We start from the raw sequence: 21,520 nt of genomic DNA on the forward strand, positions 1-21,520 counted from the left end.
TGTTTTTACCTTCTCGATTTCGTTTATTCAGCGTCTTTACTGATTAGTGTACCTTCTTCTTCGCCCAGAATCACGGATCGTAACGCACCTGGCTTATTCATATTGAATACACGAATCGGTAATTCATGATCGCGAGCCAGCGTAAAGGCGGCTAAATCCATCACTTTCAGCTGTTGTTGAAGTACATCTTGATAATTGATATGGCGATATAGTGTGGCGTCTGGATTACTAACAGGATCGTCTGAATACACGCCATCGACTTTGGTGCCTTTTAGCACTATGTCTGCTTCGATTTCGATGCCACGCAAACACGCAGCTGAGTCTGTCGTAAAAAATGGGTTGCCGGTTCCGGCTGAGAAAATAACGACACGCCCAGACTTGAGTAGGCTGATTGCCTCTGCCCAGTTATAACTGTCACAGACACCTGTCAACTCGATAGCAGACATTAAGCGGGCATTCACGAATGCGCGATGCAACGCATCTCGCATTGCTAATCCATTCATAACCGTTGCAAGCATCCCCATGTGGTCACCGACTACACGATTCATTCCGGCTTTTGCCAGGCCTTCGCCACGGAATAAATTACCACCACCGATGACAAGTCCAACCTGGACCCCGAGCTCAACCAGCTCTTTGATCTCTTGAGCCATGCGATCCAGCACTTTTGCGTCGATGCCAAAAGGCTCATCGCCCATTAATGCTTCACCGCTAAGTTTTAAAAGAATACGTCGATATGTTGGTTTTGGGTGGGTACTCATGCTTGCCTCTCAATATCCATTTTTCTAAAAAAAACCGCGTCCTGAACGCTCAAGACGCGGTTTCTATTACTCACATTGGGGTTGTGGACCCTGGCACAAAGAATTAACCTTTGCTTGCCGCCGCCACTTGAGCTTGTACTTCAGAAGCAAAGTCTTCTTCTTTACGCTCAATACCTTCGCCCACTTCAAAGCGTACGAATGTAACTACGTCTGCACCCGCTTGCTTAAGCAATTCGCCAACAGTCATAGAAGGGTCTTTTACGAACGGCTGACCAGTTAAGCTGATCTCGCCAGTAAATTTACGCATACGACCTTCGACCATTTTCTCAGCGATTTCTTTTGGTTTACCGCTTTGCATTGCGATATCAACCTGAATAGCACGTTCTTTTTCAACGACTTCAGCGTCAACATCTTCGGGCTTAACAAACTGAGGACTGCTCGCAGCAACATGCATACACAAGTCGCGCGCTAAGTCTTCATCACCACCATTTAATGCAACAGCTACACCAATCCGTGCACCGTGAGTGTATGTAGCAACAGTGTTGCCTTCTTCAATCGTCTTAACACGACGTACGTTCATGTTTTCGCCGATTTTAGCAACAAGGTCTTCACGGGTTTTTTCAACAGTTTCGCCGCCGATATCAGTTGCTTTCAATTGTTCAACATCGTTTTCTTTGCTAGCGAACGCTGCGTTGATAACTTTCTCGCCAAATGCCAAGAAGCTATCATCGCGTGCAACGAAGTCAGTTTCGCAGTTAAGCTCAACGAGTGTCGCTTGGTTGCCTTCAGACTTAACCAAGATAACGCCTTCAGCCGCAACACGACCGGCTTTCTTAGCCGCTTTTGCTTGACCGCTTTTACGCATTAGCTCGATTGCAGCTTCCATGTCGCCGTCAACTTCTTGCAATGCTTTCTTGCAGTCCATCATACCAGCGCCTGTGCGCTCGCGAAGTTCTTTTACCTGAGCAGCAGTAATTGCCATGGTTAGATCCTCAATTATTCGGTAGCTTCAACAAAATCGTCAGCGTCTTTTGCTTCTACTGGCGCTGATTTAGCTTCTTTGATCGCGTCTGCTGCAGCATTCAAATACAATTGTACTGCGCGGATTGCGTCGTCGTTACCTGGGATAACGTAGTCAACGCCATCTGGATCTGAGTTGGTATCAACAACAGAAACAACTGGAATACCTAAGTTGTTGGCTTCTTTAATCGCAATGTGCTCGTGATCAGCGTCGATTACGAACAATACGTCAGGCAAGCCGCCCATGTTTTTGATACCGCCAAGGCCTTTTTCAAGCTTTTCCATTTCGCGGGTGTTAACCAACGCTTCTTTCTTGGTCAGCTTGTCGAAAGTACCGTCTTGGCTCATGGTTTCAAGATCTTTCAAACGCTTGATTGATTGACGAACGGTTTTCCAGTTAGTCAACATACCACCTAACCAGCGGTGGTTTACGTAGTACTGACCACAGTTCAACGCTGCTTCCTTGACAGGCTCAGCGGCTGCGCGCTTAGTACCTACGAACAAGATTTTACCTTTATTTGAAGCAACGTGCTGCATGTAGCTCAACGCGTCGTTGAACATAGGCACAGTTTTTTCAAGGTTAATGATGTGGATCTTGTTGCGAGCGCCAAAAATGAACGGCTTCATTTTTGGGTTCCAGAAGCGGGTTTGGTGACCGAAGTGGACACCTGCTTTCAGCATGTCACGCATTGACACGTTTGCCATAATACTTTTCCTTTTGTAGGGGTTAAGCCTCCATATACCCCATAGCACGACCCGATTGGGCACCCCGTGGTATGTGTCGATATATGTGTGGTTTAAATTTAAAGTGAATTTTCGCTTTTAAAAAGCGCGCATTTTATACCATATCCACTGTTGTCCTGCAATCATAAAGCGACAAAAATGCCGCCGTCGATCCTCATCCGAGCATGGCTAAGCGGGGTTTAAATTGGTAGACTGCATGTACAAGCAAAAAAGTAGCCCAATTTAAGAGACCGTATTTAATGAGTATATCGATCAAAACGCCTGAAGAAATCGAAAAAATGCGCGCTGCGGGTCGCTTAGCGGCCAGTGTTTTAGAGATGATTGGTGAGCACGTCAAACCTGGTGTGACCACCGAAGAGTTAGACAAAATCTGTCACGATTATATCGTTGATCACGGCGCATACCCTGCTCCGCTCAATTACCATGGTTTTCCAAAATCGATTTGTACATCGGTAAATCACTGCGTATGTCACGGCATTCCTGGACCTAAAAAGTTGAAAGAGGGTGATATCATGAACATTGATGTCACCGTCAAGTTAGACGGCTATCATGGCGACACTTCAAAAATGTTCGTCGTCGGTAAACCTTCTATCCTCGCCGAGCGCTTAATAAGAACCACGCAAGAATCGCTCTACAAAGCGATAAAAATGGTGAAGCCAGGTATTCGCTTAGGTGATTTCGCAGAGGTCATCCAAAAATTTGCTGAACAACATAATTATTCGATTGTTCGCGAATACTGCGGTCACGGAATTGGTGCGGTATTCCATGAGGAACCACAAGTGCTCCACTATGGTAAGGCCGGTACGGGTGAAGTGTTAGAGCCGGGTATGTGCTTCACGATTGAGCCGATGCTCAATGCAGGTAAACGCCACACTAAGTTGATGAAAGACGGTTGGACCGTACTTACAAAAGACCGCAGCCTGAGCGCACAGTGGGAGCACACCTTATTGGTCACCGACAACGGTGTTGAGGTACTCACACTGCGAGAGGAAGAAACTGACCTGCCCCGTGTCATTCAGCATAGCGAATAACACGATGGATACCGAGCAAGCAGATTTTTATGCACATTGGCCCGCCTCAAACCTTGCGCTTGAGGCCGGAGCCTACCGCGAACTCATTGCTCATTATCATCGTTGGTCAGAAGGCCACTTTGTCACTGCCGATATTGACGAGCTCATTCACCATAGGGCTCAATTTTTCGATCAATTGTTAACAGAACTCTGGCATCGCTTTGACTTTTCCAATGAATCTATGGCGTTGATTGCGGTAGGCGGCTATGGTCGTCATACCTTACATCCCGGATCCGATATAGATCTACTCATTTTAGTTGATTGCGAGGATACATTATCACGTTGTGCAGTGTCAGAATTTGTCACTTTTCTATGGGACTTGCACCTCGATGTAGGTCACTCGGTACGCACAGTTTCCCAGTGCTTAAGTGCCGCTTCTGAAGATATCACCACGGCAACCAACCTAATTGAGAGCCGACCCGTAGTGGGTGATGAAACGCTCATTCGCGACTATGAGCAGCGATTATTATCCGACTTCCCCTGGTCAAGCCGAGACTTCTATCAAGCGAAGCTTGACGAACAAAGGCAACGACATCAGCAATATCACGGTACATCGTATAACCTTGAACCTAATATTAAATCCAGCCCTGGCGGACTTCGCGATATTCAAACCATTGGTTGGATTGCCAAACGTCATTTCCAAACCCACTCGGACGAAAGCCTAGTCGAGTTCGGTTACATGACGGCCGATGAATTTGTTGAACTACGTGAATGTATGAACTGGCTCTGGCGTATTCGTTTCGCACTTCACCTTGAAGTAGGCAAACGCGAGGATAGATTACTATTTGATTTTCAACCCGGCGTTGCAGTGCGTCTTGGTTACGGGAATGAAGGCAAGCAATCAGTAGAACTGATGATGAAAGACTACTTTAAGGTCGTACTTCGTGTCAGTGAGCTGAATCAGATGCTACTGCAGTTTTTTCAGCAAGCTATCCTTAACCCGCAAGACCTGCATCATACCATTGATATCGATGAACACTTTGCGATCAATCAACACCTGCTCAGTGCACGCCACGATGAAGTATTCGAAGACCATAGCCAGCTGATTCGAGCATTTGTAATTATTGCTGAACACCCAGAAATTGAAGGCATCCATTCACACACGATTCGTCAATTACGTAACGCGCGTGCTCAGCTCAACGAACCATTAAGCTATGATCCCGACTGTCGTTTCTGGTTTAAGCGACTTATCGAACATCCATCAGGCTGTGGTCGTGCTTTTGCCTTAATGCATCATCATGGCGTCATAGCAAGCTACTTGCCCCAATGGCAGCAGATTGTAGGTCAAATGCAGTTTGACCTCTTCCACGCCTACACGGTCGATGAACACACCTTTCGTTTAGTACGCAACCTTTATCGTTTTTCAGATCCAGAGTATGTCGGGCAATTTCCTTTATGCGAAGAACGCGTAGCTCAAATGACGCGTCGACATTGCCTCTACTTGGCGGGCATTTTCCACGATATCGCCAAAGGTCGTGGAGGAGACCACTCTGAACTCGGTGCGATGGATGCCAGTAATTTTTGTTTGCAACATCGCTACAGTCAAGCAGACAGCGATTTAATTAGTTGGCTGGTAGAACACCATTTAACCATGTCGGTGACTGCACAAAAACGCGATATTCATGACCCTGACGTGATTCAAGAGTTCGCCAATATTGTGGATACGGTTGAACGACTCGACTTTCTTTATTGTCTCACCGTAGCGGATATTCGCGCGACTAACCATTCGCTTTGGAATAACTGGAAAGCAACCTTACTCGAAGAATTGTATAACGCGACTCGTTATTTATTAGAACAAAACAGTAGTAAACCAACGCTCGACGTGCGTGATAAAATCCAGCAAAATAAAGCCAATGCAATGGCTTTGTTACTGAGTGGCGGTTATGAAAAAGAGGCCATTCTTGCGCTTTGGGGGCGCTTTACAGCGGACTACTTTTTTCGTCACACGGCGGAGCAGATTAGTTGGCACTCCCAGCATATATTGCAACTAAAAGATGACGAACTGCCATTGATTCTAATTGGTGACGAAAACAACTATGGTACTACTGAGTTGTTTGTTTATCACCATGATGAGGGACACCTTTTTGCTGCCGTCGCAGGTGTGTTAGATAGCCAGCAGTTGACTATCTTAGACGCTCAAATATTGGCAACTCGTGACGGCTTCGTGATGGATACTTTTGTTTTACTGCAGCGGAACGGAAAACCACTTACTGAAACGCGTCGCATTGAGGAAGTGAAGCAGCACCTGCTTGATGTCTTACATAGGCGCCGAAAAGTACCTAAGAATAACCGGCCACTCTCGCGTCGATTAAAGAACTTTAGTGTTAAAACGCAAGTGAATTTTTTACCAGTAAAACATCGCGGACGTACGACGTTCGAGCTCGTAGCACTTGATAGGCCGGGACTTGTCGCACGTATAGCAGCCATTTTGCAACGTCTTGATGTCAGTCTTTTAGCCGCAAAAATAACCACTATAGGAGAGCAAGCTGAGGATCTATTCATTGTATCTTCACACCGTGGTGAAGCGCTCTCAGATGAACAAAAGCTGGCACTTAAACAGCAAATTACCAGTGATTTAGATGGATAATGAGGCAAACATGTCGTTTGAAAAGTATAAAAAGTTAATCAATGAAGCTTTTGAGCAGCGTGATCAAATTTCTCCCCGTACCGATGATGATGAGCTACGTGAAGTCGTCCGCTATATCATTGATGAAATCGATCGTGGTGAATTACGTGTCGCAGAAAAAGTATCTGGGGAGTGGATCGTTCATCAATGGCTGAAGAAGGCGGTACTATTATCTTTCAGACTGAACGATAACGACCTCATCGAAGGCGGCGAAACGCGTTTTTGGGATAAAGTCCCCGCTAAATTTGCCGACTATGACAGTGCTCGTTTTCGTGCGGAGGGCATGCGTGTCGTTCCGCCTGCGATGGTTCGCAAAGGCGCCTTCATTGGTCGTAATGTAGTGGTCATGCCGAGCTATGTAAACATCGGCGCATACGTTGGCGATGGAAGTATGGTGGATACCTGGGCGACCGTCGGTTCGTGTGCACAAATTGGTAAAAATGTTCACCTGTCTGGTGGCGTGGGTATTGGCGGAGTTCTCGAACCACTACAAGCCAATCCAACGATTATTGAAGATAACTGCTTTATTGGCGCACGTTCTGAAATCGTCGAGGGAGTGATCGTTGAAGAAGGCGCAGTCATTTCAATGGGCGTCTATATAGGCCAAAGCACACGCATTTACGATCGTGAAAACGACAAAATCATCTACGGTCGTGTTCCTGCAGGAGCCGTCGTTGTGCCTGGCGCACTCCCCTCTGCCGATGGTACGCACAGCCTTTATGCCGCAATTATTGTTAAACGTGTTGATGCTAAAACGCGTGCAAAAGTCGGTATTAATGCGTTACTACGCAGCGCAGAATAAATCAGTACTTATGATATTATCACGCCCGTTACCTGACGAACGGGCGTGATAATATTTCTGGAACTTCAATCTCAACGCTCAACAGTTTGCCTGTCTTGGGGTGTTGAAATTCGATCGCGGTAGATGCTAGTAGCAAGCGATGACAATCAAAATGCTCACGAAAAAAACGATTGTGCCGCCCTTCCCCGTGCCGAGTATCGCCAATAATTGGGTGTCTTATGTGCGACATATGCCGACGTAACTGATGCTTACGCCCTGTTAGAGGCATTAACTTGACCAACGAGTAGCGGCTCGTATCATGTTTCTTACTGACCTTAAATGGCAACTCGACGCGAGCAACACATTGATATTCCGTAACGGCTTCCTGAGCCGGTTTATCCGCCTGCGCCTGCTTATCAGCTATCTTGTCGTGCTCTTCTTTTAGCGCATAATCGATAATGCCAGCATCATCCACATAGCCTCGTACAACGGCATGATAGACTTTCTTGATATCTCGTTCGGCAAACTGTTCATTGAGCGCACGTGCAATCTCGGACGAAAGTGCAAAAATCAGTAGACCCGATGTAGGTCTATCAAGCCGATGAACAGGGTAAACCCGTTGACCGAGCTGGTCTCGGAGCATTTGCATTGCAAATCGCTTAGCATCCGAAGCGAGCCAACTACGGTGAACCAATAAGCCGCTAGGCTTATCTATCACCACGAGATACTCGTCTTTATAGACGACCTGTAATAAGTCGGATTCAGACATCGTCTTGCAACGGATCAGAGCCACTTAATAAGACATCAAATTCACGGATTAACTCAATCAGTTGTTCGTGTTGCTCAATCGCATTTCGATAGGAATGCGCTGCCATCGGACTGACGGCGATTGAATCGGGAAGAGGCTGTTTCGCATCGATCAATGACCACATTCGCGGTATCATTATGAATTGTAGCCATTGATGAAACTCGAGGGTATCCATAGCGAATGGCTGTTGGCTATCCAACGCTTCAACAGGCGGTTGATGAGATTGCCAGAGGCCCAAGCTATTTAACTCTCGTTCGATACGATCGAGTAGCCGGGCCGCTTTTTGATACTGCTCCATCGGAGACTCCATTACCACTTTAGGTTTGATAACCGATATAATGGCGACAATACTGATTGAAAACCGAATTAAATTCAAGCTTGGAGACGTTGAGTGACTGATAAGATAGCAACCATTGGCGAGTTTTTGGCAGCAGGCAACACTGAATTTCAGGTATTTGATTTGGGTCGGCGACTCAGTCAAATTTCAGTAGAGACCTTTGCCGCTATTGAACACCAACAGCAACCTCATCCGTTTCCGCTTGCTCATCACGCGCACCTGGCCATTCTATTTCGCCACAAGAGTAGTCCGCAACAGGACTATCTGTGGTTCTTAAAATTTCCTCTGGACGAACGGGGACTTCTGAATGTTGCTGCGCGTGACCAATATCTTGAGTATGTTGTATCCGCATTAGGCCAGCAACTCACTGATGCCCTGACTAAAGAACAAGAAGAGCAGCTCAAGCATAATCCGTATTTATTTACTCCGAGCCAAACCCAGCGTGCCGCACTACATGCACATATTTCAACTCAGCGTCAAGCTGCACCGAGCCAGTACTTTGATACTACGTTTGACTACTTGATGGGCAAACACGACGATTGGCAACATATCGGCGTACAGGGCTTACATGATTGTGCTGCTCGTTTAATGAATCTGCCCGAATTGGCAACCGCGATTACTGAGCATTACACAAACTATGCGCCCACGGTACAACGTTATTTAGCGGAGGCGCTAGAACAACACTCAATACCCGCAAAGTTGCGCGACTTCTATCTGAACGAGTTGACCGAAGCGAATGAGACACGTGCGTTATACGCTCTGCGGGCGTTAGCGAGCATGAGCAACGATAAACGTGTGCAAAAAGCAGTAATGACCCTATTAAAGCAGCCAATCGACGCCAATATATTAACGGTCGTGGGCGCTCGTTTATGGCCCACACTACAAAATGAAGAGCTACTCCGATTGTACCTTGAGCGCATTGCTGAGCTTCAACAGACATGGTTTCAGGCGTTATTCGAGGACGCTGTTTCACTGCCAGAATTGCGCCCTTTGGTACTGCGTAAAATAGCCCAAAATGATATTTCTATCGAGGTCAAGCAGCAGCTCCTAAAACTTAAGACGCAACAAGCCTCATGATCACTCTATTTGATGTACTATTATTCTTACTATTGTTGTGTGTGATTTGGTTGTTCTGGCAACACCGACGTCAAACGGAGCATGCCTACCAACACGCGCTTTGGTATTGCAAGCAACAGAGACTGCAAATGCTAGATTTAGAGAAAGTCAGCACGCGTTGGTCTTTTAAAGGTCGTCATCCGGGCTGGCGAAGCCGCTTTGTGATGGGCTTTAGTAGTGACGGCACTTCACGTTATGAAGGCACGTTAACCTTGCATAATAGTCAGTTAATTGCCGTCGATCTCCCGCCTTTTCGTGAACCCAACTAATCGACGTTCAGGGTGAGCAGTGCGCCGGGTACGTCATGAACGTCAACAGCGTGCTGCTGCGTAAAGCCACAACGGTTGAAAAACGTTTGTTGTTGCTGATCAGAAGTAAATACCGCCAACTGTTTAACGCCACCGCGTTCAACACTCTCCTGTAACGCCGCTTGGCACAGTAACTGCCCAATACCTTGGTGTTGATACTGCTCGGCGACACCAATGAAAGAAATCAGATAGCAGGGTTGATCTTTGAGTAATGACTTTATTTGGCGCTCTTTATCAAGTACGTAACGCGTACTTACCCAACCTGCTGTCAATAACATCGAAATGTACCAGTTCCATCGGCTGGTAGGTCCGAATTGATGTTCAACCTTTGATAGACATACGACACCTAACAGCGCTTCATCATGCATCGCCGCGATAATGGGTTGCCCATTGTCCCACTGAGCAATCAATTCCTCGCGTATCGCTGCGCGTAAACGCTTTTCATAGTCCGCTTTGTCGGCTTGAAAGATACGCTGCATCAGCGCATCATTTTGGTAGGTTTGAAACAATAAGGACGCTACGCTATTGAGCTGACATACGTCCAGCTCTACAAGCTCAACGTCCTGTGTTGATACGGCAACTTCGGTTGGCATAGCAACTCTCCTATTACATAGTACGCTATCACCAACCTACTCTGATTACATCACCTTGTCGAGAGCCAATTGACCTGTCCCAATCAGTGACCCATTCTTAAATACAATCGGGGTACACTCATCTTTAGTGGTCATACCGTCTGCGTGAACACGTTGCGTCCGGTAAAAAAGCACTTGATACTGGTCGCCATCCTCGGTCCATCGTTCAGTAAAATCAGGTGTACCGAGCTTATTACGGACAGACTCAAAATCAGCATTTAAATTTAATTGAGCAATTGTCTGACGATTGCCCCGCTCGTCGTGAATTTGATCATACTGTGGATCGTCTTTATCCCAGCTAGGCTCACTCACAACAATACATCCCGACAGTGAGAGCGTCATCATTCCCGCAAGTCCAGTCAATGCAAGCTTTCTGAATTCCATCTTCAATCTCCGATTTTTAGTTATTTTAAGAATTGTGCTCATTCGCGCACTCACGACAAATTAAGCAAAAATCGCACCAAAATAATAACCCATTGTTTTTAATGCATTTAATGATGTCTCACTTTACTTTAAGCTCGCATTGCTTAGTCATTTTCACCACTATGTGGCTGACATTGCAATAAAAATGTAGCGAGATCGACCGCTAAGGTTTGGTGCTGTAGCTTCCCTAACCACTCAAGTGCGACCTCTCCTGTGGAGTTATCTATCGAGACCAAGCAATCATCATGTTCATGTAAAATACCGATAAAAATCGTGACAGGCTGCTTCAACTTGCGCTTCATCAAAATGTGCCCCGTCAGATTTTGCAGCAGCCGTTCAGCATCCTCTTGGCATTGCGGCATCAACAATTCAAAGCCCATTGACGGGGTTGTCTCACCAGTTGCAAAAGCGAGACTGAGATCACCGCTGAACCAATCGCCAAATAATCGTTTTACACTGTCATGAAATCGCATGTCTAATGCTGACTCTAACTTACTAAAGTCTTGCACTTCATCACGCTTTACAGGCCGCCAAATAACCTGCTCTTCACCTATTCGTTGCTGATATATCTTAGCATCCCACTCTTCAACCCATTCGGTTTTGGGTTCAGGGATCACTTCGAGGTAGCGCTCTAACAAAACGCTAACGGCGTGTTCAGTTGATACGGGGTTCATCTGGTGCATTTCCTTTTAACAGCGTAAAATAGATTTAACTAATTTAGTTTACCATGGAGCGCATCAATGCAAAAAAACGACCCACTCGCTCACCTAAACTTGGGTAAAGCCACTGATTACCCAACCACATACGACCCGAGCCAGTTGCATGCTGTAGCTCGCGAACTTAATCGCACACCCATTGGGATAACTCAAAAACTACCGTTTGATGGTCAAGACGACTGGACGGGATATGAAGTCTCATGGCTGAATAATAGAGGCTTACCGCAAGTGGCTATTGCTGAATTTTCTGTGCCCTGTGATAGCCCTCATTTAATTGAATCAAAGTCATTTAAACTCTATTTAAATAGCTTTAACGAGAGTCGGTTCGAAGACTGGCAAACCGTTGCGGATATCATGCAGCACGATTTGTCGACCTGCGCCGGTGCTAATGTCTTAGTCAGCTTAAGTTCTTTAGATGAATTAAGTGGCACGCCGATAAGTGGCTTACCAGGAGCGTGTATTGACGAACAAGATATTGAAGTAAGCACCTACGATTACCAACCGGACCTATTAACAGTCGATACCTCGATCATTGAATCAATTTCAGTGCATAGCCACTTACTTAAATCAAACTGCCTAATTACTAATCAACCTGATTGGGGATCAGTTTACATACATGGCGTTGGACCACGTCTCGATCGCGCAAGCTTACTACGCTATCTGATTAGTTTTCGACGACACAACGAATTTCACGAACAGTGTGTGGAACGTATTTTTATCGACCTGCAGCGCTTGGGCTTCACGCAACTGACTGTCTACGCCCGTTACACGCGTCGAGGTGGATTAGATATCAATCCGTTTCGTTCAAACTTTGAAAAGGCGCCACCGAGTGGGCAGCGCCTTGCACGGCAGTAGGATTAACTCGCATTCGGGTGAGGAATTTGTAACCATTGTAAGAAGCGTGCCTTCTGTTTAGCAGAAGGTGCTTCTATCGGCTCAATTTTCGCACCTGTATGTTGCTCTTCGCCCAGTACTAGTTCAGCAGTATGAAGTTGGTCACGACGGAAGAATGTGACTTCAACCGTATCACCGACTTCACGCTCTTGCAGAGCTTCTTCGAAACGTCCATCGGCCGCACGCTGCCCATCATAAGCAACAATCACGTCGCCTGGAGTAAAACCGGCGTCCCAAGCAGGTGAGCCTCGCTCTACCTGAACCAATTCAACACCCTCAGCGGCTGCTTTACCACGCCAACCGGCCCAAGGTTTTTGCTCATCAGCTGAAGCAAATGTCAGCTTCATACCAACGGTATTCAGCAACTCATCAAAATTGATCTCAGCGACGGGCGCATTGACATGCTCATCCCACCACTGCTGCCACGACTGACCTGTCAGCTCATCTAAGATAGCGACAACATCATCACTATTAAAGCCTTCCTCATCGGCATCAAAACGCTGATAAAGTGCATTATGAACATCGCGATAAGTCACCTCGCCATCAGTGCGCTCAATTAACGCTAGATCTAACAACCATGAAACCATCGCACCTTCTGAGTAGATATTAACTGAGAAGTTGTGAGCGCGATCGCCATACTGGTCACTCCAAACTTCAAACGATGCTTCTGACACAGACATGATTTCACGCCCCGGTTTGCCGTAAAAACGCTCGATCCCAGAAGCAACGCGTTCGAAATACTCATCAGTCGTCATGATATCTGCTTGCATCAGCAAATGATTTTGGAAATAACTTGTTGAGCCCTCAGCTAACCAGAATAGGTCAGTGTAATTTTCCTTCTGATAATCGTATGGCACTAAGGCTTCCGGACGATAGGCTTTTACGTTCCAAGTATGAATCAGTTCGTGAGAAGCTGTTGATAAGAAGCTTAGATAGTCGTCTCTGCTTACGTAGCTATAGCGTGGACGCTGAATGATCGTCGAGTTGCGATGTTCGGTTGCGCCACCTGCTCCCGAAGTCGCATGGATCATAAATACATAACGTTCATAGGGATGACCTTGCCAAATATTCTGCGACTGCTGAACAAGCTTTTCTAAGTCCTTAACGGTTTGTTCTGCATCGTAATTGCCTTCACCCCAAAAAACCACTTCGTAGTCACGATCGTCAACACTGAATTTATACAGTTCGTTGATACCTGTCTCAATGGGTGAGTCAACTAAGATATCCCAATTATCCGCCACAAACGTATGCTCTGCCTCTTTCTCCATGCCTGATACGCTGCGCCAACCGTCTTGCACATCAAGGCTGACCGTCACTGGCTCTGAGCGGTACTCGTCGGCATACATAAACACTGCTGACGCGTCTAAATAGGCGTGAGAGTCATCAATGTGGCGACTACGTCGTCCGAGTTGATTCGCATAAATTTGATAGTTGACCTTAACGTCATCACCTTGCGCCGACTTCGGTAAGTGAATGCGCCATGTGCTTTTATCAATTTTTTCCCAAGTCAGTGACTCACCATCTTCTGACGTTGCTTTAAATTCACGTACGCCATTGGCAAGATTTAAAATACGATAATAACCGGTTCGCCACGCTGGCATTTTGACGTCTATATAATCGTTTTCAACGTCAGGGAACACAATATCAACTTGGCCAGTGTGATGGGTCGGCTTCGTTAAATTAAGGTGGTAATCAACATCGGCCCAAGCGGGCGTTGATGCAGCGACTGCAAGTGCTAATAAAGATTTCTTAAACACGTTAACTCCTTGTGATGAGCTCGCTGGTTTTAATTTTTATAAGTAAGTATGCCGACGTAGAGTAGCATGATGAAACAAAGAGCGGGAGTCTGTGCGATTAGACGCATATTTTTACCGTCTAATGAGCGGGTTTCAGGCAAATTTTTACGTGCTTTCATCGAACATTTATAATTGAATGGTATACACTATGAGCATGAACATAAGAAAACGCTGTGAGACTGAGTTTTGAATCAATCGAATTCGACCGAAGAAAAACTAGCTATATTAGAAAAGCGACTCAACCAAACGATTCAGTCGCGAAAACAGCTCGAGGACGAATACCAACACGACTGGACTCATTTTTCCAACATGCTAACGCAGCTTTCATATGCTTGCGGAGGCTTAGACCAAAACCTTGATAACGCGTTAACCAAGCTGCGCGGTTTATTACAAAGAAACAGTGGAATGGAACTTTTGAAACCTGTTATGACAGAGTCAGAAGCTCATATCCAATCTGTTGCCAACCAAGTTCAGCGCAACCTAAAAGATGCTCACGAAGTCACCTTTGCAACACTCAACTGGTTACTCAAGCAACCCAACCTATCAAAGAGCGCGCGTTCGGAGTTACAACGCATCATTGAATTGAGTCAATCACAACACGTCTCAATCATGCATTATATGCCGTTGATGATTACACTGCTCAACTATTGTCAGCGGCTTGGCAGTGACATCGTAAGTGCACCAGAACAGCAAAGCCAAGCGCATCAAAAAATAGTGCTTAAGCTTATCACGCAATTGGAGTTTAATGGCTCGACAGAGCAACAGCTCAACTTAATCGCGAGAAAACTTAAAGGGAAACTCGACAACACCGAATTACTCTCAGTGTTAGTCAATTTACTAGAAACCATCATTGATGGCGTCAGTCTCGAGCGCCAATCGGCGCAGAATTTTCTGTTAGAAATTTCGCAAACCCTAGGTGTTGTTCAAGGCACACTCAATCAAAGTGTAAATGAGCGAGGTCATTATGAGAGTGAAAATTCAAGCCTCAATGAACAACTCCAATCTAACGTTGATCGATTAAATGCATCGGTGCAGAGCGCACAACATTTAGAGACACTTAAGCAAGAAGTAGCAAGCCACCTGTGTCAGTTAAATGAAACATTGAAAGAAAAATTGGCACTAGAAGAGCATGAGCGACAGCACTTCGAGCGCACCACGGCAAAACTGAACAGCAAACTGACACATTTTGAACAACAGGTGCATCATTACAAACAAAAGTTGGCTGAGCAAAAATTTAAAAGCTTACAAGACAGTCTAACGAAGCTACCTAACCGTGCCGCACTCGAAGAACGTATGCGGGTCGAAGAACAACGCTTCAAACGAACGAAAGAACCTGTCAGCATCGCCGTCTTAGATATCGACTTTTTTAAGCGTATCAACGACAATTTCGGTCACAGCGCGGGCGATAAAACGTTACAAGTCATTGCAAGTATGTTAAGAAAGGCAGTTAATGAATCAGATTTTGTCTGTCGATATGGTGGAGAGGAGTTTGTCGTACTGTTCCCCAACACACCGATCGCAGATGCTCAAGCACGCTTAGAAAAGGCGTGTGAACGTATCCGTAATATCCCATTCAAATTTAGATCAGAAGATATTAGGATTACCGTATCGGTTGGTATTGCTGAGTTACAGCAGGTCAACCAATCGTTAACCTCACTATTCGAAACAGCTGATAACGCACTGTACGAAGCCAAGAAGACAGGCAGAAATAAAATTGTATTAGCAAGCGCTGTATCGAATTGAGGAACACTGTTTAGGAGTAAGAAATAAGTAATGAAAGCAAGTATTTCACCTCAGGGAAGCATGTCCCTGCTATCACAATTAGAAATCGAACGATTAAAAGCATCATCAAATAGTCAACTTTATAAGCTCTTTCGTAACTGCTGCTTAGCAGTTCTTAACGCAGGTAGCCACACCGATAGCTCAGCGGATATCTACGACAGTTATAAAGACTTTGAAGTCAATATCATTCGCCGTGAGCGCGGGATCAAACTCGAGCTTATCGAACCACCAGAAGAAGCCTTCGTAGATGGTGAGGTTATTGTCGGCATCCGAGAGCTACTTGAATCAGTCTTGCGTGACATCTTGTTTACGGGTGAGCGTTATTCAGAAACTGACTTAGAGCACGCTGACAGCGCGACCTTGACTCACGTTGTTTTTGATATTTTACGAAATGCACGTACATTACGCCCTCAAGAAGAGCCCAATATGGTGGTTTGTTGGGGTGGACACTCAATTAATGAGATTGAGTATAAATACACGAAAGATGTCGGCTATCATATCGGTTTGCGTGGACTCAATATCTGCACTGGCTGTGGGCCAGGAGCCATGAAAGGTCCGATGAAAGGCGCAACAATTGGTCATGCAAAACAGCGTGTTGAAGGTGGTCGCTATTTGGGCTTAACAGAGCCAGGCATTATTGCTGCTGAGCCACCTAATCCAATTGTCAACGAGTTGGTGATTTTACCTGACATTGAAAAACGTCTTGAGGCGTTTGTGCGGTGCGCACACGGAATTGTCATATTCCCAGGTGGTGCAGGAACTGCTGAGGAGCTACTTTATTTATTGGGAATTTTGATGCACCCTGATAATCAGCGCCAAAGCTTACCTGTCATTTTAACCGGTCCTGCATCATCGCGTGACTATTTTGAAGCTTTAGATGAATTCATTGGTGCGACTATCGGTGATGAAGCCCGCCAGTTATACAAAATAATCATTGATGATCCGGCAGCCGTAGCTCAACACATGCATGCGGGTATGGCAGCGGTGAAACAATATCGACGTGACTCGGGTGATGCTTACTACTTCAACTGGACATTAAAGATTAATGAAGAGTTCCAGCGTCCCTTCAGTCCAACCCATGAAAATGTAGCTGCGCTCAACCTTCATCCAGATCAACCCAAAGAACGTTTAGCCGCGGACTTACGTCGCGCATTCTCAGCAATCGTGGCAGGTAATGTGAAAGATGAAGGTATTCGTCAGATACGCAAAAACGGTGTATTTACGATTCATGGTGAGCAAAGTCTAATGAAGCGACTTGATGAGCTATTACGAGCGTTTGTTGAACAAGGTCGCATGAAGCTGCCGGGTTCAGTATACAACCCGTGCTATAAAGTCATTACGGACTAATCGAATGCGCAAGCTTGGCTTAGTATTGTTTGTAGGTATTGTCGGCTACATCGCCATTCTAGGACTGGTAAAAGTATTTTACCAAGCAGATCCAGCGGATATGAAGTGGCAGGAGCGCGAAACCTACAACGCAATGCAAATCGGTCAGCTCGAACTCGGTATGTCAAAGGATCAGGTGATCCGTATGCTCGGATCGCCTGATATAAATGAAGCAAAGGAAACCTCACGCGGTGATCTCCACGTGCTATTTTATCGCACACATCATGTGACTTCCGACGGTATCACAACCAAGGACGAGTGTACTGCGTTATTATTTGAAAATAACCAACTAACGGCTTGGGGGAGTGGCGCATACGATAGCTATAAAGGCACTCAATGAATCGTTTAGATGAATTTTTAACGTCGTTTCGCTCTGCACTAGTACACTCCACTGCCGTTGAAATATACGCACAAACCAAGAAGCTTGAATACGAGATAAGTGAATATCAGTGGCCTGACTATTTTGCTCACTGGGCACTGGGTCATCGAGCGCAAAACCTGCCACACACGCTTGCGCTTCAAAGCGCAATCAATGTATTCAAGTTGAGTTATGAGCTAGGTTTAGCTACACCTTTCCGAAGACTATTAATGACTGCAGTATTAATTCGTACTTTGCCGACCCACTTAAGCAATACGAATCGTCTAAAATCTGAAGTTTTACATGCATGTCTTCATAAAAAAGAACGCCGTCACCACTATGCGTACTATTTAGTCGATTGGTCGTTGCACTTGGCGCGATACCAACTCGCCTTAGACGGCAAAGGAACCCTAAACCAACTTTTAATCGGCGAACATCACCTAGAGTATTGGCCCTACGCTGAACTAAGTCGACCGTACAGGGTAGAAAAGCTAACCAGCGAACACCTCGAACCGGCTTTACAGCACAAGAGAGCGACGCCAGCGTATCTGAATAACTCAGTCAAACCGCCCAAGACACTGCTTAAAGCAATCAAGCGATTTGCGGATGGAACAGATTCATTAACTCCAATCATCGCAGCAATTGAACAACAGCCGGGTCTTAGAAAGGCGCTCCATCAAGCTGCGCGTGAGCATGCGCAGGTAGCCCCGTTTAAATCAACAAAACACGCGTACCTCTATCTTGGCGCGCAACGGGCGTCTCGTGTGCTGGCGTCCGCCAGTTTGCAGCAACACCTTGACCGCCATCGTATTCCGCTGCATGAGAGCCTGATGCAGCGACTGTCCTTACTTATTGAACTCTGGCGGCGACTTAATCAAACTGCTCAAATTAAATGGCCTGTACGAGAGAAGCTAATCGCGCAGATTATTGCAACTGACCTAATACATCATCCTACGCTTGCCAGTGCCATTCGATGGCCCGCTGTACCCGATGATACATCGCTCAGTATATTCTCTATTATCGGCGCAGTTGTAGAAATTGAAAGGCAAAAATATAGCTCCATTCTAATTCATCGCTGGCGGCTACCTGAACAAGTAAATCACCTAATCAGGGTTCAACATGAAGTGACGAATAAACAACAAACAGTTTTCTTGCTCGGCTGCATCCTTTTACAACAGCTTTATGCAGGAGAAAAACAAACGCCTAAACGCTGGCTCGCGTTACTGCCCAAACTTTGCGAACGCCTCAATTTAGATGCGACGCAGTTATTGCGTATCAAAAACGAGGCCATATCGTTTTGTCATAGTTATACGCCATTAAACACACACATTTGCGCAGTGAATGATTACAATCACCCAAGCGAATAATATCCACGCTAGTCCATCGGCGGTTGTAGTGCTAGACTTTCGGAATCCGCAAACTCCTAATTTAATGTAGTAGCTAGGCATAAGGAACGAATATGAGCAGAAAAATCACAGTGATCCCAGGCGATGGTATTGGTCCCGATATCGTCAAATCGGCCCTCGCTATTCTAGAAAAAGCGGGCTGTGAATTCGACTACGAATTTGTCGACGCAGGTCTCACAGCGCTCGAGAAAACGGGTGAGTTGTTGCCACAAGCTACATTGGACGCCATAGCTAAGAACGGCGTTACCTTAAAAGGCCCATTAACAACTCCGGTTGGAGAAGGCTTTACTTCAATTAACGTCAGTTTGCGTAAGCGCTTTGGTCTGTACGCGAATTTACGCCCAGTGAAGTCATTCAAAGGTACTCAAGCACGTTATGACAATATCGATATTATCACGGTGCGAGAGAATACCGAGGGTATGTACTCAGGTTTGGGTCAGAAAGTCAGTGAAGATGGTTCAGAAGCGGAAGCAATGAGCAAAATCACACGCGCTGGAGCTGAACGTATCGTGCGTTTTGCCTATGACCTTGCTCGCCGCGAAGGCCGTAAGAAAGTGACAGCGGTACACAAGGCAAATATCCTTAAATCAACCTCTGGACTGTTCCTAAAAGTCGCCCGCGAAATCGCTGATGAATACCCCGACATTGAATCAGCCGAGATGATTGTTGATGCAGCATGCATGCGCTTGGTGATGAACCCAGAAGACTTCGACGTATTAGTCACCACCAACTTATTCGGCGATATTCTATCTGACCTTTGTGCAGGCCTGGTTGGCGGTCTTGGTATGGCGCCTGGTGCAAACATAGGCAAAGATTGTGCAATTTTCGAGGCTGTACACGGTTCAGCACCGGATATCGCAGGTAAAAATTTAGCCAACCCAAGCTCGGTCATTTTAGCCGCTGTGCAAATGCTTGAGTATTTAGAAATGCCTGAGCCAGCAGAGAAAATTACTCGTGCTTTAGCTGAGGTTATCGAATCAGGTGATCGTACAACGCGCGATTTAGGTGGTAGTCATGGCACTACTGACTTTACAGACGCCATCATTGAGCGTTTATAAACAGAGCTAATTTTCATTGTCTAACTTAGAATTGAAAAAATAGCATTCCATCTTTATAAGTCGATAGCTGAAAAAGGCTTCGTGTAAATAGCAGAACATTACGCCCAAGCCAAAGCTCAAAAGAGTTTACGAGAATAAGCGAAACATCATAGGGCTTGTGTAGAGATGGACTGGAGTCCGGAGCAGGTATCGGTTATCTACACGCGACTAGATTATCCAATCAGTCACGAGTGGATTTACAGTTACGTTCTCACTAATTTTTACGGTGGCGATGGTGTATTTACTCACCCTCGCCACCAACTATTGATGCCCTGACCCTGCACCGTCTCATCTGAATATTGAACAGCTACTACTTGTCTTGATGTAAGCAAAGAAAAAAGCCCTGCGAGGGCGAGGCTTTGGGTTCAAAGTGTAAAAGTGTTACTCAACTCTATAACAAGCTGACTTTTCTTTTATAAAATATTCAGTATTGGCTCGGTAATTTGTTGGGACTTTCAAATTTATATCCGAAAGCCCTTTACTTTTCAATTTGAGTTTAAATGTATTTTCGTCAAATGGCCCATCAATTTCATCTTTGCCTAAGTTTATAATCCAGTATTCTTTTTTTTCTGAATAATGAGTGATTATGGTTGGAACATTATTGATGTCATAACAATCAATACTGCCAGAAACCATTCGAAGAACAAATAATTCATCACCTTTGATTTCATAATCTACAACTAACTGATCAATGATTATCAAATTTTTCGATTTATCATATACATATAAGTGATCTGTGTCTTCACTCACTGATAAATTAGAATTCATTAATTTATATTGTTCACAAGATACAATTAAAAATGAAATTACTAATATTAATAATTTTTTTAAATACTTAGTCTTTATGTCTATAAATTTCATTTAGCTACCTTAATACCTATATATTTTTAAGGACGGTAGGGAATTACTGTACCAACATTTCCATGATAATGTATTTGAAATGGTGTTCCACTTATTGGCGCTCCAAAAAAAGTACCAAAATTCCGCAACATTTCTCTTGAAATTTCTCGTGGAGACATATTCCAGTGCATTTCAAAGTCATATTTCCCATCGTATATACCATATGTTCCATCTGGTCTATGTCTAATGGTACTTTGACCATGAACAGAATACCCTCCTACTATTATTGCATCAGCCTGAACATGACCATTAGGAGCTAACCGCAAAGGTAATAACACTCGAACTGTAATCAATCCAGCTTGAACTGTAACTTCAAGGTTTCTATCATCAATCAGCTCATACAACCAATCAGCTTCACCTTTATTTTTGAAATCACCTATAGCTTCAACTTCAGAGACAATCCGTTTGACTGCGCCAGCTCTACTCTCTCTACCAGAAGAACCACCTTTTTTAATCACGTTGGTACAATTAGGATCATTGCTGTAAAAACGCCCGATAACCGGATCACCCACTATGTCAGCCTAGTTGTCCAGTTGGCAATTTCGCCATTAGTTAATAAACA

General features: G+C 45.2%; 23 protein-coding genes. 12 read left to right on the plus strand and 11 right to left on the minus strand.

Annotated features, from left to right (window positions below; genetic code table 11):
- Window positions 1-23: 23 nt before the first annotated feature.
- From pyrH to rpsB, 3 genes are all read right to left on the minus strand, one after another.
- The gene (gene pyrH / locus ABNS04_RS01860) at window positions 24-758 is read right to left on the minus strand and encodes a UMP kinase (RefSeq protein WP_006955308.1); all 735 of its coding nucleotides are present in this window, start codon (window positions 756-758) and stop codon (window positions 24-26) included.
- A 103-nt stretch (window positions 759-861) separates the two neighbouring features.
- Window positions 862-1,740 carry a translation elongation factor Ts gene (gene tsf, locus ABNS04_RS01865; protein ID WP_006955307.1) on the minus strand — a complete coding sequence of 293 codons (879 nt, stop codon included), beginning with the start codon at window positions 1,738-1,740 and terminating at the stop codon, window positions 862-864.
- 14 nt (window positions 1,741-1,754) lie between these two features.
- Window positions 1,755-2,483 carry a 30S ribosomal protein S2 gene (gene rpsB / locus ABNS04_RS01870; protein WP_006955306.1) on the minus strand — a complete coding sequence of 243 codons (729 nt, stop codon included), beginning with the start codon at window positions 2,481-2,483 and terminating at the stop codon, window positions 1,755-1,757.
- A gap of 278 nt (window positions 2,484-2,761) precedes the next feature.
- Between rpsB and map the strand changes: the two genes are divergently transcribed.
- The 3 genes from map to dapD are packed head-to-tail and all read left to right on the plus strand — an operon-like array spanning window position 2,762 to window position 7,020.
- Window positions 2,762-3,553, plus strand: a complete 792-nt coding sequence (gene map, locus ABNS04_RS01875) for a type I methionyl aminopeptidase (RefSeq protein WP_006955305.1) — start codon at window positions 2,762-2,764, stop codon at window positions 3,551-3,553.
- A gap of 4 nt (window positions 3,554-3,557) precedes the next feature.
- The gene (glnD, locus tag ABNS04_RS01880; protein ID WP_006955304.1) at window positions 3,558-6,179 is read left to right on the plus strand and encodes a [protein-PII] uridylyltransferase; all 2,622 of its coding nucleotides are present in this window, start codon (window positions 3,558-3,560) and stop codon (window positions 6,177-6,179) included.
- A 10-nt stretch (window positions 6,180-6,189) separates the two neighbouring features.
- Window positions 6,190-7,020: a 2,3,4,5-tetrahydropyridine-2,6-dicarboxylate N-succinyltransferase gene (gene dapD / locus ABNS04_RS01885; protein WP_040487836.1), complete on the plus strand. Its 831-nt coding sequence runs from the start codon at window positions 6,190-6,192 to the stop codon at window positions 7,018-7,020.
- 28 nt (window positions 7,021-7,048) lie between these two features.
- Here the strand turns inward: dapD and truC are convergent, their stop codons facing one another.
- Together truC and ABNS04_RS01895 are read right to left on the minus strand one after the other, a co-directional pair.
- Window positions 7,049-7,768, minus strand: a complete 720-nt coding sequence (gene truC, locus ABNS04_RS01890; protein WP_272977913.1) for a tRNA pseudouridine(65) synthase TruC — start codon at window positions 7,766-7,768, stop codon at window positions 7,049-7,051.
- Complete coding sequence (locus ABNS04_RS01895; protein WP_006955300.1) at window positions 7,761-8,105, minus strand: YqcC family protein; 345 nt, start codon at window positions 8,103-8,105, stop codon at window positions 7,761-7,763. Before ABNS04_RS01895 ends, truC begins: the two co-directional genes overlap by 8 nt.
- Before the next feature lie 93 nt (window positions 8,106-8,198).
- Here ABNS04_RS01895 and ABNS04_RS01900 point away from each other — a divergent pair, with 93 nt between their 5' ends.
- The gene (locus ABNS04_RS01900) at window positions 8,199-9,221 is read left to right on the plus strand and encodes a DUF3549 family protein (protein ID WP_006955299.1); all 1,023 of its coding nucleotides are present in this window, start codon (window positions 8,199-8,201) and stop codon (window positions 9,219-9,221) included.
- The gene (locus tag ABNS04_RS01905) at window positions 9,218-9,529 is read left to right on the plus strand and encodes a DUF3301 domain-containing protein (RefSeq protein WP_006955298.1); all 312 of its coding nucleotides are present in this window, start codon (window positions 9,218-9,220) and stop codon (window positions 9,527-9,529) included. Before ABNS04_RS01900 ends, ABNS04_RS01905 begins: the two co-directional genes overlap by 4 nt.
- On the opposite strand, the gene ABNS04_RS01910 is transcribed toward ABNS04_RS01905, so the two are convergent.
- The 3 genes from ABNS04_RS01910 to ABNS04_RS01920 form a co-directional block, all read right to left on the minus strand.
- Window positions 9,526-10,161, minus strand: coding sequence for a GNAT family N-acetyltransferase (locus tag ABNS04_RS01910; RefSeq protein WP_006955297.1), 636 nt, complete (start codon window positions 10,159-10,161; stop codon window positions 9,526-9,528). The two genes, ABNS04_RS01905 and ABNS04_RS01910, sit on opposite strands and share 4 nt — an antisense overlap.
- 45 nt (window positions 10,162-10,206) lie before the next feature.
- Entirely contained in the window at window positions 10,207-10,584 is a 378-nt protein-coding gene (locus ABNS04_RS01915; RefSeq protein WP_006955296.1) for a DUF3192 domain-containing protein, read from the minus strand.
- A 143-nt stretch (window positions 10,585-10,727) separates the two neighbouring features.
- The gene (locus ABNS04_RS01920; RefSeq protein ID WP_006955295.1) at window positions 10,728-11,297 is read right to left on the minus strand and encodes a SecY-interacting protein Syd; all 570 of its coding nucleotides are present in this window, start codon (window positions 11,295-11,297) and stop codon (window positions 10,728-10,730) included.
- Window positions 11,298-11,363: 66 nt separating this feature from the next.
- Between ABNS04_RS01920 and queF the strand changes: the two genes are divergently transcribed.
- On the plus strand, window positions 11,364-12,194 hold the full coding sequence (gene queF, locus ABNS04_RS01925) for an NADPH-dependent 7-cyano-7-deazaguanine reductase QueF (protein ID WP_006955294.1): 831 nt from the start codon (window positions 11,364-11,366) through the stop codon (window positions 12,192-12,194).
- Between the two features lie 2 nt (window positions 12,195-12,196).
- On the opposite strand, the gene ABNS04_RS01930 is transcribed toward queF, so the two are convergent.
- Complete coding sequence (locus ABNS04_RS01930; protein ID WP_272977914.1) at window positions 12,197-13,990, minus strand: PDZ domain-containing protein; 1,794 nt, start codon at window positions 13,988-13,990, stop codon at window positions 12,197-12,199.
- Window positions 13,991-14,215: 225 nt separating this feature from the next.
- On the opposite strand from ABNS04_RS01930, the gene ABNS04_RS01935 reads away from it, so the two are divergent.
- The 6 genes from ABNS04_RS01935 to ABNS04_RS01960 all read left to right on the plus strand — a co-directional run bounded on the left by ABNS04_RS01935 (window position 14,216) and on the right by ABNS04_RS01960 (window position 20,334).
- The gene (locus tag ABNS04_RS01935) at window positions 14,216-15,772 is read left to right on the plus strand and encodes a GGDEF domain-containing protein (RefSeq protein WP_272977915.1); all 1,557 of its coding nucleotides are present in this window, start codon (window positions 14,216-14,218) and stop codon (window positions 15,770-15,772) included.
- Window positions 15,773-15,802: 30 nt separating this feature from the next.
- On the plus strand, window positions 15,803-17,158 hold the full coding sequence (ppnN, locus tag ABNS04_RS01940; protein WP_006955291.1) for a nucleotide 5'-monophosphate nucleosidase PpnN: 1,356 nt from the start codon (window positions 15,803-15,805) through the stop codon (window positions 17,156-17,158).
- Window positions 17,159-17,162: 4 nt separating this feature from the next.
- Window positions 17,163-17,537, plus strand: a complete 375-nt coding sequence (locus ABNS04_RS01945) for a DUF3192 domain-containing protein (RefSeq protein ID WP_272977916.1) — start codon at window positions 17,163-17,165, stop codon at window positions 17,535-17,537.
- Window positions 17,534-18,922, plus strand: coding sequence for a hypothetical protein (locus ABNS04_RS01950; protein WP_006955289.1), 1,389 nt, complete (start codon window positions 17,534-17,536; stop codon window positions 18,920-18,922). The genes ABNS04_RS01945 and ABNS04_RS01950 overlap by 4 nt, the downstream gene beginning before the upstream one ends.
- 92 nt (window positions 18,923-19,014) lie before the next feature.
- Window positions 19,015-20,019, plus strand: a complete 1,005-nt coding sequence (locus ABNS04_RS01955) for an isocitrate dehydrogenase (RefSeq protein ID WP_006955288.1) — start codon at window positions 19,015-19,017, stop codon at window positions 20,017-20,019.
- 165 nt (window positions 20,020-20,184) lie between these two features.
- Window positions 20,185-20,334 (plus strand): hypothetical protein, encoded by a 150-nt coding sequence (locus ABNS04_RS01960; protein ID WP_165477447.1) that lies wholly within the window; start codon window positions 20,185-20,187, stop codon window positions 20,332-20,334.
- A gap of 105 nt (window positions 20,335-20,439) precedes the next feature.
- Here ABNS04_RS01960 and ABNS04_RS01965 read toward each other — a convergent pair whose 3' ends face one another.
- Both ABNS04_RS01965 and ABNS04_RS01970 read right to left on the minus strand, forming a co-directional pair.
- Window positions 20,440-20,919 carry a hypothetical protein gene (locus tag ABNS04_RS01965; protein ID WP_272977917.1) on the minus strand — a complete coding sequence of 160 codons (480 nt, stop codon included), beginning with the start codon at window positions 20,917-20,919 and terminating at the stop codon, window positions 20,440-20,442.
- Window positions 20,920-20,945: 26 nt separating this feature from the next.
- The gene (locus tag ABNS04_RS01970; protein ID WP_272977918.1) at window positions 20,946-21,470 is read right to left on the minus strand and encodes a hypothetical protein; all 525 of its coding nucleotides are present in this window, start codon (window positions 21,468-21,470) and stop codon (window positions 20,946-20,948) included.
- Window positions 21,471-21,520 lie beyond the last annotated feature (50 nt).

It is taken from the genome of uncultured Idiomarina sp. (genome assembly GCF_964010655.1).
Taxonomy (GTDB): domain Bacteria; phylum Pseudomonadota; class Gammaproteobacteria; order Enterobacterales; family Alteromonadaceae; genus Idiomarina; species Idiomarina baltica.